The organism is Iamia sp. (assembly GCF_035575815.1).
GTDB lineage: Bacteria > Actinomycetota > Acidimicrobiia > Acidimicrobiales > Iamiaceae > Iamia.
The window spans coordinates 39,454-54,072 of record NZ_DATLXO010000034.1; the positions used below are offsets into that span (position 1 = coordinate 39,454).

A 14,619-nucleotide genomic window follows, 5' to 3' on the forward strand; every position below is an offset into this window, starting at 1 on the left:
CGGGTCAGCTGGCCAAGGTGTCGGGGAGGTAGTGGGCCCGCACGACGTGGCTGACCACATGGCCGCACACCTCGCACTCGCCGATGCGCTCGTGGCCGTGGGCGGTGATGGCCACGGCGGAGAAGACGGTGATCTCGCGGTCGCAGTACTCGCAGATGTCCATGGGCCAGACGGTACGCAGGGGGTGTGACAGTGAAGCCGGACCCCGGACGTCACGACCCGGTGATCAGGCGTCGGCGGGTGCGGGGAGGTGGGCGGCGACGGCAGTGCGGGCGAAGAAGTCGGGGTTCTGGTCGAGGAAGAGCCGGGCCGGGTTCTCGTAGACGAACTGCGAGAACTGGGCCTCGGTGAGGATCTGGTGCTCGACGAGCTCGTAGGCCTCGGCCACCACACCGGCCACGTCGCCCGCGTCCCAGTGACCGATGTCGGAGCTGAAGAGGGGCTTGAGACCGAACCCCCGGCTGTTGGCCGGGGAGAAGGCGTAGGCCACGGTGCGGTCGTCGGCCTCGCAGCCGAAGTAGAAGCTCGGGGCGAAGCGGTCGATCAGCTCGTCGGGGCTCGACGCGCCGACGTGGCGCCACTCGTCACGCTCCGCGGGCGGCACGCCGATGCCCGGGATGGTCGCCAGCCCGGCTCGTACGTCGTCCCGGCGGCGAGCAGCTCGGGGCCGTGGCGGCGCATCAGCGCCTCCAGCTCGTCCCAGTCGATGCCGGCCGGGTCGAGCGGTTCGAGGCCCTCGGGGCGACGCTTCTCCCAGTGGTCGATGAGGTCGTTGAGAAAGATGGGCGAACGAGCCCACGCCGCACTCGAGCACGGCGAAGCCCATGTCCGGGAAGCGCCGGGTGACGCCGCCCATGAACAGCGACTTCACCAGCGTGTGCATGCGCTGGGCGAACGAGCCGACGTGGTTGAAGCTGTAGTTCGACACCGACGTGAAGCTGCCCGTCGCCATGTTGCCGAGCCCGCCGTGGAACGTGACCGCGAAGTCGAGGTCGCGGGCCTTGACCCACACCGGGTCGTAGTCGTAGGCGCTGTCGAGCCCGAAGCTGTCGAACCAGTGCCGCTGCTCGGGCAGCAGGAACGGCGACCCGCCGTCGAGGACAGGCTCGGGGATCTCTCAGGCTCGACGGCCGAGCGTCGCCAGCACCCGGGTCTGACGGTCAGCGCCGGCGGGGGCCTCGACCCCAGGCTTGCAGATCCCGTCCATGTGGATGGCGTCGCCGAAGCTGGCGATCCCCGACTCCAGCTGGTCGAGCTCGGTCTCGGTGAAGGCGTCCTCGACGCCGACGGTACGAGCCACGTCCCAGCGGTGCACGACCATGTCGAACACGTAGAACCGCTCCAGGGTCTCGCCGATCGTGGTCGGCCCGAAGTGGCCGTCGTACGGCGTCGCCACGACGGCGTCCTGGGCGATCAGCGCCGAGACCGCCTCGCGGTGGGCGCGCCAGGCGCTCGCCGGATCGCCGTCGACGTCAGGTGCGGCACCGAGGTCCGAGCCCCGGCCGACCAGGAAGTCCCGTTGGGTCTCGATCAGGTGCCGGACCACCTCGCGGGCGTCCCAACCCTCACACGGCGACGGTGCACTCCACTGCTGCGGGGACAGCCCGTCGAGCCGTGCGCTCAGCGGACGATCGGCCTCCTCGTAGCGCTCGAGGGTGGTCGGCGTCGATGTGGTTCGTTCCATGGCGGGACCGTACGGCGGTGCGCCATGCTGGGGCTTGATGAAACCCGACACCCCCGCTGGGTCCCCGCTCGATCGGGTCGAGCGCGCCCACCTGAGGGACCCGGCCGACCGCTCGCACGTCATCTACCGCTACGACGCGCCGACCGATCTGTGCAGCCTGGTCCAGCGGTTCTGGATCCCGGTGTGGTCGGTGCCACCGGGCCACGAAGCGCCCCAGCAGGTGCTCCAGTACCCGGTGGCGCTCGTCGTCATCACCGCTGACTACGCACGCTTCTACGGCGTCGTGCCCGGGCTGTCGACGACCACGCTCACCGGTGAGGGCTGGGCCGTCGGCGTCATGTTCCAGCCCGCCGCCGGAGCCCTGCTGGCGGGCACCACCATGGCCGACTGGACCGACCGCTTCGCCGACCTCACCGAGGTGATCGGCGAGACCGGAGCGCGCCTGACCTGGGCCGTCCGAAGGGCCATGGCGACGCGACCGGACGCCGAGGCGTCACACCGCTCCGCCATGAGCGCCTACGCGGAGGTGCTGCGCGGCTACCTGCCCGTCAACGAGCAGGGGATCCTGGTGAACGCCATCGTCGCCTTCGTCGAGGGCCGACCCGACGTCACCCGCGTCACCCAGGTCGCCGACAAGTTCGGGCTGACCGAACGGGCCCTCCAGCGCCTGACCCGTCGCCGGCTGGGGCTCACCCCGAAGTGGCTGATCCAGCGACGCCGCCTGCACGAGGCCGCCGAGCGGCTGCGCGCCGGCGGCGGAGACCTGGCCGCTGTGGCTGCGGATCTCGGGTACGCCGACCAACCCCACTTCACCCACGACTTCCACGCCGTCACCGGCATGACCCCCGGCGGCTTCGCCGCCCGCTTCGCCGCCAGCCCCTGCGACCGAGACAGGGCCACGGCAAGGTCCTGAGGCACTCGGCTGACCTGGGCTGACGCGAGGGTACTGACGCTCAGCGTCGCCCCGGTGTTACAAGATCGGGATGGAGCCGAGCGCACTAGGTCCGCAGAGGTCACTTGTCGTGCGTCCGATCACCCTCGCTGAGCGCGTGCGGTTCGACGAAACGCTCGAACGCTCGCATTGGCTCGGCGCGGGCCTGGTTGGCGAGGTCATGCGCTACGTCGCTATCGACGATGGTGAGTGGTGCGCGTTGTTGGGGTTCGGCTCCACCGCGCTGAACACATGCGATCCGCCACCCGCCCCGCGGACATTGCCGATCACCCTGCCGCCCCCCGCCGCCCACGCGCCCTCGCCGCGCTCTGCAACGACCTCACCGCCACCCGCACCACCTACCCCGGCACCAACCTCACCCTCACCTACGCCGTCAAGAACCGCTGAGAACCCGCATCAACTCCGGGAACATGTCAGGAGTCCTGGACTCCTCCTGACTTCGTAGCGTCGGCGCGTGCCCGTTCGGTCCTCGAGCGTGGTTCAGCATGGGCTAGCAGGCATGGATGTCCCCGGTCGCCGGTGGCGGGGCCACCTCTTCTGCCGGCCGAGGGATGGCCGGCGTCGTTCCTATGGCTGCCGCTAGGCAACGAGTCGCCGAGGGTCTCAGCTGAGAGAACGAGTCCGACGGCACAGCATCCATCGTACGAGAGGGGTATGACATGAACGGCGACCGTCAGCTTCGCGCTGCCCTCTCGCCGCGCGGCCTCGATGTCTCGATGTCTCGATGGACCGTCACACCGGCGGCCTTCGCCATCCCCCGCCGCCGGGCGTCAGCATCCTGAGCACATCGCCGGCCTTCAACTGGATCGTGCACTTGTCGGGCAGCGCCTCGATCCGGCTCTCGTCGCCGCCCGGCAGCAGCCAGTTCTCCCCAAGCGCCCCCGGCTCGCCGCCGGCCAGCCCCCACGGCTGCGAGAAACGGCGCTCGGTGATCAGCGACACGGTGGCGCCGACGAGGACCTGGAGGTCTCGCTCGATGCCCTCCCCGCCGGCGGCCTGGCCGGCGCCACCACTTCCCTCCCTCAGGCGGTACCGGAGGACCCGCAGGGGGAAGGCCCGCTCCAGCGCCTCGGTCGGCGTGTTGCGCGTGTTGGTCATGGCCGTGTGGATGCCTGATTGCCCGGCCCGGGGCGGGCTGCCGTCGGGCAGACCGGTGCCGCCCACCGCGGCGGGGCGGGCGGGGCGAGCCCCCTGGCCCCCGGCCACCGTCTCGTAGTACACCCAGCCCTCGCCGCCGATCAGCAGGTTGTTCATCGTCCCCTGGGACGCAGCGCCGATGCGGTGCGGGGCGGCACCAGCCAGGGCGGCGAGGCAGACGTCGGCCACTCGCTGGCTCACCTCGACGTTTCCGGCGCCCACCGCCGCGGGGAACCGGGCGGCCACCACCGATCCCGGCGGAGCCGTCACATCGACCACCCGCAGACCGCCCCCGTTCGCCGGCACCGATGGGTCGATCGCCGAGCGCAGGGCGAAGATCGCGGCGCTGATCGTCACCGCCTCGACCGCGTTGACGTTGCCCCGGCGCTGGGCATCGGTGCCGGCGAAGTCGAACTCGACCCGCTCGCCCTCGACCCGCACCGTCACCCGGATGGTGGTGGGCTCGCGCTGATCGGGCCCGGAGCCGAAGGAGTCGAGCACGTCGGACGCCGTCCACTCGCCGTCGGGCAGTGCGCCGATCGCGGCGCGCATCCGCCGCTCGCCGTAGGCCACGACCTCGGTGAGCGGCTCGTCGGCCAGCTCGGCCAGGCGGGCCACACCGACCACGTTTGCCCCGACCTGGGCGTCGATGTCGCCCCGCCGCTCCTCCGGTGTCCGAGAGGAGGCCACCAGCAGCTCACGCACCTCGGAGGTGAAGCGCACCGGCGGGATCCGCAGCCCCTCCTGTTGGATCTCGGTGGCATCGGCAGGCAACGACCCGGGCGCGGCCCCGCCGAGGTCCGCGTGGTGCGCCCGGTTGGCGGCCCAGCCGACGAGGCGCCCCGCCGCAGTGTAACAGGGGGCGACGAGCGTGATGTCGTTCAGGTGGGTGCCGCCGGCGAAGGGGTCGTTGACGATCATCTGCACACCGGGCTCGGGATCCGGTCCCACGGCATCGATGGCGGCCCGCACCGACGCGGGCATCGAGCCCAGGTGCACGGGGATGTGCTCGGCCTGCACGAGCAGGGTGCCATCGGCGGTGAACAGGGCGGCGGAGCAGTCGGCCCGCTCCTTGATGTTGGGGCTGAAGGCTCCCCGGCGCAGCACCGCGCCCATCTCCTCGGCCACGCCGGTGAGCCGGGCGATGAGCACCGCCAACGTGGCCGGGTCGAGGTCCCCGGAATCGTTCATTGGCTCGCTGCGCTCGCTCATCGGTTGACCCGCGTCAGCAGGAGGGCTCCGAGGGGGCCGGGATCGGCGCGCCAGCCGTCGGCCACGAAGATGGTGCAGTCGGCCTCGGCGATGACGGCGGGACCGACGACCGGGCCACGCTCCGGGGCGGGCAGGTCGATCACCGCCAGCGGCGTGGACCTCCGGGCCGTGGCTCGCAGCGCCACCACCTCGACCGGCGTGTCGGGCCGGTCGTAGCCGTTGCGGCGCCGGTGCTCGACCCCGAAGGCCTCGACCGATCCCACCCGCAGCTCGTGGGACTGGCCGGCGTAGCGACAGTCGAGCTCGAGGGTGACCTCGACATCAGCTCCGCCGCCCAGGGCGGCGGCCGCCTCGGCGCCCAGCGCGGCCAGGGCGGTGTCGAGCCCGGTGTGGTCCGCGAGGCCCGGCCAGGTCTGCACCTCGTCGTGCTGGCGCGACCCGCAGAGCAGCCCGACGGCCGAGAGCACCCCAGCGCGAGGCGGGACGATCACCGTCGTCATGTCGAGAGCCTCGGCCAGGCCACAGGCGTGCAGTGGACCGGCGCCGCCGAAGGCCACGAGGGCCAGGGTGCGCGGGTCGACGCCCCGGGTGACGGTGACCGCCCGCACCGCCTGCTCCATGGCCGCCTCGACGACCCGGATCACGCCCTCGGCGGTCACGCCCGCGGCATCGAGGGCGTCGGCGGCCGCGGAGCCGTCGACCCGTCCGAAGCCGGGTAGCACGGTGTCGGAGGCGAGGCGACCGGCCACCAGGTCGGCGTCGGTCACCGTCGGCTCGGTGCCACCCAAGCCGTAACAGGCCGGGCCGGGGACCGCACCGGCGCTGCGGGGCCCGACGGTGAGCGCCCCACCCGGGTCCAGGGCGGCGATCGACCCGCCGCCGGCGCCGATGGTGTGGACGGCGAGCGAGGGAAGGCGCACCGGCAACCCGGCCACCATCCGCTCGCCCGCCGGCTCGGCCTCGCCACCGCGGACGAGGCAGACGTCGGTGCTGGTCCCGCCCATGTCGAGGGTGACGGCGTCACCGAACCCGCACGCCTCGGCGATGGCCGCCGCCGCCGCCACCCCACCAGCCGGGCCCGACAGCAACAGCGACGCCGGCACCTCGGCCGCCCGCGCGAGGGGCACCAGGCCCCCGGCCGAGCTCATCACCAGCACGTCGTCGGCGACATGGGCGAGGGCGCGCAGGTAGGTGCGACACGGCGGCCGGAGGTAGGCGTTCACCACCGTGGTGACGGTGCGCTCGTACTCGCGAAGCTGCGGCGAGACCTCGTGCGAGCTCGTAACGTCCACACCTCGTGTCCGCAGGGCACCGGCCACCTGCTGCTCGTGGATCGGGTCGAGATCGGCGTGCAGCAGGCAGACGGCGGCGGACCCGGCCCCGTCCAGGTCGAGCGCCCTCACGCCACCGAGGTCGATCGGCGTGATCTCCGTGCCGTCGGCGGCGAGGCGACCGGCGACCTCGTGACGGTCGGGCCGGGCCACCAGCGGCTCAGGCCGATCCGCGAACGGGTCGTAGAGCGAGGGCCGGTCCTGGCGGCCGATCTCGATGACATCGGCGAAGCCCTCGGTGGTCACCAGGGCGACCCGGGCCCCGCGCCGCTCGAGCAGGGCGTTGGTGGCCACGGTGGTGCCGTGGGCCAGGGTCCCCAGGCCCGGTCGCAGGTCCGACCCCGGCAGGTGGGCGACCCCGTCGCGCACCGCCCGAGCCGGGTCGTCGGGAGTGGAGGGCACCTTCACCACTGCGCCGTCCGCCGCCACCACGTCGGTGAACGTGCCGCCGGTGTCGACGCCGACGCGCGCGCGGGGGAACGAGGCCGTCACCCGCCGAGCATGCCACGGCCCTCCGCGACCGGGGGGACAGCCCCACCCCGTTCGGGGGAGTCCTCCCCCGTGACGTTCGGGTTCGGGGTCCCGATGATGGACCCACGATCACGACCCGCACCGAGGCACCCGAGCCATGAGCCCCCGTCACTCCGAACGCACCAACGTCCTCGTCGCCACCGGCGGCCTCGCCCTCGTCTTGCTGCTCTCGCCGTTATTCGCGCTGCTCACCGCGGCGGTGGTGGTCACGATGGCGGGCATCGCCCTCACCTACCGGCTCACCGCCAACCCGCTGCACGTGGTCCGGGCCTCGACCTACCCCGACGGGCGCCCCCGGCACCGGTGAACCGACCCTGACCCGCCGGGTCGCGCCCGCCGGCTTCTGACCCACCCCGCAGCCACTGATGTCCGTCTCATGGGTCAGATGGCGACGCCGCCGGGTCGGGGGGACGAACCTCGAGGTCGTCGAGGTCGACGAGGTCGTGGAGCTCGTCGAGGAGGTCGAGCAGGCGCGCCTCGTCGGAGCAGCCGCACATGAGGGCCTGCTCGGTGCAGCGGGGGCACTCGTCGATGTCGCACCCCGGGTGGTGGAAGCCACCGGGCAGCACGCCGCAGTCGCCGCAGCGATGGATGGACCGGGGCCAGTGGCGCTCACACCCCCAGGGTGTGCGGGGTACGTCGAAGCCGTCGATGGCGATCGTGGCGTCGGTGCACGACGCTGCGGTGTGCATGTCCTGGCGGCACCAGGCACAGTCGACGGGGACGGGCGAGTGATCGGGTGCGGGTCGGTCGGGGCACACGGGCCCTCCTCGGGTTGGCAATCAGAGGGAGGAGGGCACTCGGTCCGTGCCGACGAGGACGCCGCCACCGCCGCCGCGGTGGGACGGCCCCATCATCGCAGGGGGGTGTGACAGTGGGCCCGGAGCGAGCTACTCGACGACGACCTCGCCGGTCATGTTGGGGTGGATCTCACAGACGTAGGCGAAGGTGCCGGCCTCGTCGAAGGTGAAGGAGAACGACTCACCGTCGCCGAGGGTCTCCGACGCCCAGGTGTCGTCCTCGGCGGTCGAGGTGTGGTCGGTGCCGTCCTCGTTGTTCCAGGTAACCTCCGTGCCGACGGCGACGGTGAGGGTGTCGGGGTCGAAGGCGATGTCGACCATCGCCACCTCGGAGCTCTCCGAGCCCTCCGGTTCCGGGTCCGCCGGCTCGCTCTCCTCCACCGGAGCCTCGGCGCCCTCGTCGGCCGCCGTGGTCTCCGCAGCCTCCTCGGGGGAGTCGGTCGCACCCTCATCGTCGTCGTCGCCGCACCCGGCGATGGCACCGATGGCGAGGAGCAGGGCGAGCGGACCGGCCAGGAGACGCCGGGAGCATGAGGTCATGGGCCCGATCCTCCCAGACCCCACCCGACGGTGCTCGGCGGGCCGCCGCCGATCGCGCGGAAACCCACCGCATTCACGCCCCCGGGGTGGGCGAGACTCAGCCGATGGGACGGGACTGGGTGGGCTGGCACCGGGGCTACGACGATCCCGACCGCTCGTTGACGGCCCGCCTCGCCGTGGTGCGGGGACTGATCCGCACGGCGCTCGACGAGGCCCCGCCGGGGCCGGTCCGGGTGGTCTCGCTGTGCGCCGGGGACGGACGGGACCTGCTCGGAGCAGCGGCCGATCACCCTCGTCGACCCGACATCGTCGCCCACCTGGTGGAGCTCGATCCCACCCTGGTGGGTGCCGCTCGACGCCGCGCAGAGCACATCGAGCTGGACGCGCGACTGATCCAAGGCGACGCGGGGCGGACGGCAGCGGTCGCCGGGGCGGTGCCGGCCGACCTGGTGCTGCTGTGCGGGATCTTCGGCAACGTCTCCGACGACGACGTGCAGACCACCATCGCGGCGGTCCCCATGTTCTGCCGGCGGGGGGCAACGGTGCTGTGGACCCGCCACCGGTGGCCACCCGACCTCACCCCTGCCGTGCGGGCCGGCTTCGACCGGATCGGCGCCACCGCCCTGGCCTTCGAGTCCCCTGGGCCGGGCGGCTTCGCGGTGGGCGCCGAGCGCTTCGACGGCGCACCGCAGGCCCTCGACCCCGACCTCACGCTGTTCCGCTTCGTCGGCCGAAGCCGGTGACCGGCACCCGACCGCCGCACCAGGAGACGGCTACCAGATGACGGTGACGTCGTCGCCGAGGGCGCGCTCCATGCGGGTGACGAAGCTGCGGCCGTGGGGGTCCTCGCCGTCCCAGACCACGAGGGCCAGGTCCGCGGCGGCAGCCAGCCAGGCGTCGCGCCGGCTGAGGGCCGCGGCCCGGTCGGCCACCGTCGCCGGCACCTTGCGCCCGAGGGTGATCTCCTGCGGCGCCCGGGACCGCAGGTGAACGAAGCGCGCCCGATCGGCGGCACGCATGTGGTCCTGCGGATCGGGCCAGGGCAGGACCGCGGCCCAGTCGACGCCGGTGTCCTCGGCGGCTTCGCCGGCCAGCGCCTCGGCCCCGGGGCGCAGCCCGGTGAGCACCAGGAGGTCCGGGTGCAGCACGGCATGCGCCGCCATCATCTCGCCCAGGCGCCGCCGCCGATCTCGGAGCGGGCCGGGACCGTCGGGCAGGGTGCGCTGGCCGCCGACGACGCACAGCGTCCCGCCCGGGATGCGCCCGTCGCGGCGGCGGCGCTCGGCCCGCTGCTCGGCCGGGTCGAGCTCCCGCAGTGACGGCGAGCTGGGAGTCACGGGCGTGGCCGCCGTCGCTCCCGCGACGCTCACGATGCGGTCGGGCGGGCCGAGGTCCTCGGGCGAGGGGGGGACGGAGCCCGATGCGTCGTCGCCGCCGAGGCTGGAGGCCACCGCCAGGCGGTCGACCAGGTCGTTCATCTCGTCGCCGGAGTGGCCCTTGACCCAGCGGGGCACCCCGAAGCGCCCTGCCTTGTGGGCTTCGATGAGCGGTTTCCACAGGTCCTGGTTGGCCACCGGCTGCTTCTGGGAGTTCCGCCAGCCCCGCTTCTCCCACCCCCGCCACCAGCCGTCGCGGAAGCAGTTGGCCACATAGGTCGAGTCGGTGACCACGTCGAGCTCCCCGTCGAGGGCGCGGGTCGCCTCCAGCACCGCCCGCAGCTCCATGCGCTGGTTGGTGGTCGCGGTGTCGTGGCCCCGGCCCCAGGCCCCGCCGGGTACGGCCCACGCCCAGCCCCCCGGCCCCGGGTTCCCCGAGCAGGCCCCGTCGGTGTACACGACCGTCAGCACCCGGCGAGCCTCGCAGACCCCGCCCTGCCACGGGAACGAGTGGGAGCCCTCCCCAGTCTCCACGTCCGGGCCCGGGGGCAGGCTGAGCGGCCATGGACGACGTGACGTACCAGACCCTCCGCGGGCTCGGCGCGGCGGCGACCGGCGTCGCTCTTGCGTTGATGGCGGTCAGCCCCGTCCTGCCGTGGTGGGCCACCGACGGAGGGCCCGATGTCTCGGCCCGCACCGGGGGCGGGCCCGAAGGGCTGGTCCTCTCGCTCTTGGTGCTGCCGGTGGTCGTCACCATCTTCCTCCGCCACCGGGCCGGGGCCACCGGCCGGAACCCGGGCCCGCGGGCGTGGACCTACGTCCCCGCAGTGCTCGCCGCCGGGCTCGCCCTGAGCGTTGCCTCGTTGTACGGGGCCGGCGACACCGACGGCGCGAGCTACCGCAGCGCCGAGGGCGCATGGGCGTTCACCACCGCGGTGGTGTTCCTGGGTGCGGCGCTGCTCCTCCAGCGCGCCGCTCACTCCCGCTGGCGGTGCACGAGTCCGGCCCACCCCGGCGGCGCCGGCCTCGACCCGGGCTGGATCCGCCCGGCCGCGCCGCAGAGCGCACCGCCACCCGGTGTGAACCCACATCAGCGGTGAGAGAGTAGGGACGCACCGTCCTCCGTCCCCTACAGGAACGCGCAGATGAGCATCCACGACGACTTCGTCGGCCAGCTCCCCGACACCGACCCCGACGAGACCCGGGAGTGGATGGAATCGCTCGACGCGGTGGCCAGCGTCAAGGGGCGCTCCCGGGCCGAGTTCCTGATGCAGAAGCTGCTCGAGCGCAGCCACGACCTGCACTTCGGCATCCCCGCGCCGGTGCGCACGCCGTACGTCAACTCCATCCCCCGCCAGGACCAGGACCAGCAGTACTGGTTCCCCGGCGACGAGGACCTCGAGCGCCGCATCCGAGCCTTCATCCGCTGGAACGCGGCGGTGATGGTCATCAAGGCCAACAAGGCGGCCGACGGCATCGGCGGGCACCTGGCCACCTTCGCCTCCTCCGCCGCGCTCTACGAGGTCGGCTTCAACCACTTCTGGCGGGGCAAGGACCACGGCCAGGCCGGCGACGCCGTGCACATCCAGGGCCACGCCGCGCCCGGCATCTACGCCCGGGCCTACCTCGAGGGCCGCCTCGACGAGGAGCAGCTCGACGGGTTCCGCCGCGAGCTCCGGGGCAAGGGGCTCTCGAGCTACCCCCATCCGCGCCTCATGCCGGACTTCTGGGAGTACCCCACGGTGTCGATGGGACTGGCCCCCATCTCGTCGATCTACCAGGCCCGGTTCAACCGCTACCTCCACGCCCGCCAGCTCGACGCCACCGACGCCACCAAGGTGTGGTGCTTCCTGGGCGACGGCGAGACCGACGAGCCCGAGTCGCTGGGATCGATCGCCCTCGCGGCGCGCGAAAGCCTCGACAACCTCATCTGGGTCGTGAACTGCAACCTGCAGCGCCTCGACGGTCCGGTGCGCGGCAACGGCAAGATCATCCAGGAGCTCGAGGCCGTGTTCCGGGGCGCGGGCTGGAACGTCATCAAGGTCATCTGGGGCTCGCGCTGGGACGAGCTGCTCGCCCGCGACGTCGACGGCGTGCTGCTCGACAAGATGAACACCACCGTCGACGGCGACTTCCAGCGCTACGCCACCGCCGACGGCGCCCACATCCGCGACCACTTCTTCGGGCCCGACCCGCGCCTGCGGGCGATGGTCGAGGACTTCACCGACGACGAGCTGCGGACCCTCCCGCGCGGCGGCCACGACTACCACAAGCTGTACGCCGCCTACCGTGCCGCCACCGAGCACCGGGGCGCGCCGACGGTGATCCTGGCCAAGACGGTGAAGGGCTGGACCCTCGGCGAGGGCGTGGAGGCCCGCAACGCCACCCACCAGATCAAGAAGATGACCATCACCCAGCTGCGCACGCTCCGCGAGCGGCTGTTCCTGCAGGAGGAGATCCCCGAGGGCGCCCTGGCCGAGGACCGCGACCCGCCCTACTACCGGCCGCCCGAGGGCAGCGCCGCCCACACCTACCTGATGGAGCGGCGCCAGGCCCTCGGGGGCCCGCTGCCGTCGCGCATCGTGCGCACCAAGAGCGAGCTGCCGCTGCCGCCCCGCGAGGCCTTCGCCGAGCTGCTGGGCGGCTCGGGGAAGCAGGCCGTCAGCACCACCATGGCCTTCACCCGGCTGCTGCGGGCCCTGGCCCGCACCGAGGGCTTCGGTCGCCGCATCGTGCCGATCATCCCCGACGAGGCCCGCACGTTCGGGATGGACTCGCTGTTCAAGGAGTTCGGCATCTACGCCTCGCAGGGCCAGCAGTACGAGCCCGTCGACCACTCGCTGCTGCTGTCCTACACCGAGGCCAAGGACGGCCAGCTGCTCGAGGAGGGCATCACCGAGGCCGGCTCCATCGCTTCGTGGACCGCGGCGGCGACGTCGTACGCCACCCGGGGCGTGCCCATGGTGCCGTTCTTCATCTTCTACTCGATGTTCGGGTTCCAGCGCGTCGGCGACCTGATCTGGCAGGCGGGCGACGCCCGGGCCAAGGGCTTCTTGATGGGCGCCACCGCCGGGCGCACCACGCTGCTCGGCGAGGGGCTCCAGCACCAGGACGGCCACAGCCACCTCCTCGCCTCGACGGTGCCGGCGTGCCGGGCCTATGACCCCGCCTTCGCCTATGAGGTGGCCACCCTCGTCCAGCACGGCATCACCCACATGTACGGGCCCGACGCCGAGGACGTCTTCTACTACCTGACCCTCTACAACGAGAACCACCCGATGCCGGCCATGCCCGAGGGCGCGGCCGAGGGCATCGTCGAGGGCCTCTACCACTGGGCCGACGCCCCCGAGGGCACTCCGGCCCGGGCATCGGTGCTGTTCTCGGGCACCGCCCACCTCGCGGCCCGCGCCGCCCAGGCCGAGCTGGCCGAGCACCACGGCGTCGGCGTCGACCTGTGGAGCGCCCCGGGCTACAAGCAGCTTCGCGAGGAGGCCCTCGCCGTCGAGCGGTGGAACCGCCTGCACCCCACCGAGCCGGCCCGGATCCCGCGCGTGACCCAGCTGTTGCACTCGGGCGAGGGACCGATCGTGGCCGTCACCGACTTCATGGCCGCGGTGCCGGACCAGATCTCGCGCTGGTCTCCCCGCCCCTACACGTCGCTCGGCACCGACGGCTACGGCCGCTCCGACACCCGCGAGGCGCTGCGATCGTTCTTCGAGACCGACGCCGGCCACGTCGTGGTCGCGGTGCTGGCGAGCCTGGCCCGGGAGGGCGACATCGACCCCAGCGAGGTGGCCAAGGCCACCGCCCGCCACGGCATCGACGTCGATGTCGCCCCGCCCTGGACCCGATGACCTGACCCATGCTGGTCGAACCAGCAAACCGCCGCCCGGTGGGGGCCGTGGAGCGCACCATGGTGGCGGTTTCGGGCTCTGACGACGGGGACCGGCGAGCCGTCCCGACCGACCGCGGGCGGGGCTCAGGAGCCGATGACGGTCACGATCGCGTAGGTCGGACCGACATCGGGCGCCACGGCGCGGATCTCGGCGACCTGGTCGCCGCCCCCGACGCGCAGGCCGAGCAGCGCGACGCCGTCACGACGACGATCGGCGATGTCGGGCGGGTCGCCCAGGTCGGAGAACTGGCGGGCGTAGGCCGCCATCACGTCGCGGATCATGCCGTCGACCTCGACCACGAACGACCACCCCATGTCCTCACACGCGCACGGCCCGGGCATGCCCACGAGCCGGCTGCCCAGCTCGACCGAGCGCACCGGTGAGCCCGGCACCCGCAGGGCGGCGGCCACATCTGCGTCGTCGGGCTGGGCCACCGGGCCCTCGGGCAGCGCCACGTCGAGCACCGGCGCGGTCGGCGCCGGTGCGGTGGACGGGCCGCCGCCCCCCGTCTCCTCGCTGCCCGGAGGTCGGTACCTCAGACCGAGGCCCGACACCACGCCGGTCTCGTCGACCCGGCGGTCGAGCGCCAGGGTCAGGCTCTCGCCGTCGGCACGGTCGAGGAGGCGCCCGGTGCACTCCAGCTCGCCGTCGACCCCGCGGCACCCGCCTTCGAGCTCCATGCCCAGCGCGGCGCCCTGCTCGTCGAAGGAGTTGAACACCTCGACCGGCTCGCCGGTGACGAGCAGCAGAGCCCGGTAGCCGCCCCCGACGAGGTCCGGGAAGGGCACGCCGAGCAGCAGCGAGCCGTCCGGCACCTCCAACCCCGCGCCGAGCGGGGTGCCGGCCCCCGCCACCCCCTGGCGGCTGAACGAGAACGGGCCCAGGTCGCCGGTCGAGACATCGGTGCGATCAGCTGCCGCGGTGAGCGGCGCCTCGGTGGTGGTCGACGCCCCGTCATCGCCCGACGAGCAGGCCCCGCCCACCAGCAGCGAGGCGACGACGACGGCCAGGCCACGCCGGGCGCGGCGTCGGGACAGGTCGAGCGCTGGAGACATCGTCGCGACCGTAGGCGACGCCCGCGGTCAGCCCGGGGCGCCCGCACGGGTCCCCTCGCGCCGTACCGGAGCACGATCAGGTCGCCCCCAGGCCGCTGCGGGCCC

15 protein-coding genes are annotated in these 14,619 nt (G+C 73.0%); 6 read left to right on the top strand and 9 right to left on the bottom strand.

The genetic code is table 11. From position 1 onward, the window contains the following. Positions 1-4: 4 nt before the first annotated feature. The 3 genes from VNL12_RS03120 to VNL12_RS03130 form a co-directional block, all read right to left on the bottom strand. Positions 5-163: a hypothetical protein gene (locus VNL12_RS03120; RefSeq protein ID WP_325591419.1), complete on the bottom strand. Its 159-nt coding sequence runs from the start codon at positions 161-163 to the stop codon at positions 5-7. Between the two features lie 63 nt (positions 164-226). Next, positions 227-1,012 (bottom strand): hypothetical protein, encoded by a 786-nt coding sequence (locus VNL12_RS03125; protein ID WP_325591420.1) that lies wholly within the window; start codon positions 1,010-1,012, stop codon positions 227-229. A 105-nt stretch (positions 1,013-1,117) separates the two neighbouring features. Then, positions 1,118-1,684: a TIGR03086 family metal-binding protein gene (locus VNL12_RS03130; RefSeq protein WP_325591422.1), complete on the bottom strand. Its 567-nt coding sequence runs from the start codon at positions 1,682-1,684 to the stop codon at positions 1,118-1,120. Positions 1,685-1,721: 37 nt separating this feature from the next. On the opposite strand from VNL12_RS03130, the gene VNL12_RS03135 reads away from it, so the two are divergent. Further along, the gene (locus VNL12_RS03135; protein ID WP_325591423.1) at positions 1,722-2,597 is read left to right on the top strand and encodes a helix-turn-helix domain-containing protein; all 876 of its coding nucleotides are present in this window, start codon (positions 1,722-1,724) and stop codon (positions 2,595-2,597) included. A gap of 270 nt (positions 2,598-2,867) precedes the next feature. After that, on the top strand, positions 2,868-3,023 hold the full coding sequence (locus VNL12_RS03140; RefSeq protein WP_325591425.1) for a hypothetical protein: 156 nt from the start codon (positions 2,868-2,870) through the stop codon (positions 3,021-3,023). Positions 3,024-3,368: 345 nt separating this feature from the next. On the opposite strand, the gene VNL12_RS03145 is transcribed toward VNL12_RS03140, so the two are convergent. Further along, the gene (locus VNL12_RS03145; protein ID WP_325591427.1) at positions 3,369-4,985 is read right to left on the bottom strand and encodes a hydantoinase B/oxoprolinase family protein; all 1,617 of its coding nucleotides are present in this window, start codon (positions 4,983-4,985) and stop codon (positions 3,369-3,371) included. After that, on the bottom strand, positions 4,982-6,808 hold the full coding sequence (locus VNL12_RS03150; RefSeq protein WP_325591428.1) for a hydantoinase/oxoprolinase family protein: 1,827 nt from the start codon (positions 6,806-6,808) through the stop codon (positions 4,982-4,984). Before VNL12_RS03150 ends, VNL12_RS03145 begins: the two co-directional genes overlap by 4 nt. 136 nt (positions 6,809-6,944) lie before the next feature. Here VNL12_RS03150 and VNL12_RS03155 point away from each other — a divergent pair, with 136 nt between their 5' ends. Beyond that, a complete protein-coding gene (locus VNL12_RS03155; protein ID WP_325591430.1) occupies positions 6,945-7,154 on the top strand; it encodes a hypothetical protein in 210 nt (69 codons plus the stop codon). Positions 7,155-7,221: 67 nt separating this feature from the next. Here VNL12_RS03155 and VNL12_RS03160 read toward each other — a convergent pair whose 3' ends face one another. Further along, positions 7,222-7,608 carry a hypothetical protein gene (locus VNL12_RS03160; RefSeq protein WP_325591432.1) on the bottom strand — a complete coding sequence of 129 codons (387 nt, stop codon included), beginning with the start codon at positions 7,606-7,608 and terminating at the stop codon, positions 7,222-7,224. Between the two features lie 129 nt (positions 7,609-7,737). Then, positions 7,738-8,187, bottom strand: a complete 450-nt coding sequence (locus tag VNL12_RS03165) for a cupredoxin domain-containing protein (protein WP_325591433.1) — start codon at positions 8,185-8,187, stop codon at positions 7,738-7,740. A 104-nt stretch (positions 8,188-8,291) separates the two neighbouring features. Between VNL12_RS03165 and VNL12_RS03170 the strand changes: the two genes are divergently transcribed. Further along, positions 8,292-8,930, top strand: a complete 639-nt coding sequence (locus VNL12_RS03170) for a class I SAM-dependent methyltransferase (protein WP_325591435.1) — start codon at positions 8,292-8,294, stop codon at positions 8,928-8,930. Positions 8,931-8,960: 30 nt separating this feature from the next. Here the strand turns inward: VNL12_RS03170 and VNL12_RS03175 are convergent, their stop codons facing one another. Further along, positions 8,961-10,034, bottom strand: a complete 1,074-nt coding sequence (locus tag VNL12_RS03175; protein WP_325591436.1) for a ribonuclease H — start codon at positions 10,032-10,034, stop codon at positions 8,961-8,963. Positions 10,035-10,126: 92 nt separating this feature from the next. Here VNL12_RS03175 and VNL12_RS03180 point away from each other — a divergent pair, with 92 nt between their 5' ends. Both VNL12_RS03180 and aceE read left to right on the top strand, forming a co-directional pair. Then, entirely contained in the window at positions 10,127-10,663 is a 537-nt protein-coding gene (locus tag VNL12_RS03180; protein ID WP_325591438.1) for a hypothetical protein, read from the top strand. Positions 10,664-10,708: 45 nt separating this feature from the next. Continuing rightward, positions 10,709-13,417, top strand: a complete 2,709-nt coding sequence (gene aceE, locus VNL12_RS03185; RefSeq protein ID WP_325591439.1) for a pyruvate dehydrogenase (acetyl-transferring), homodimeric type — start codon at positions 10,709-10,711, stop codon at positions 13,415-13,417. A 125-nt stretch (positions 13,418-13,542) separates the two neighbouring features. On the opposite strand, the gene VNL12_RS03190 is transcribed toward aceE, so the two are convergent. Further along, entirely contained in the window at positions 13,543-14,514 is a 972-nt protein-coding gene (locus VNL12_RS03190; protein ID WP_325591441.1) for a hypothetical protein, read from the bottom strand. Between the last annotated feature and the right edge of the window lie 105 nt (positions 14,515-14,619).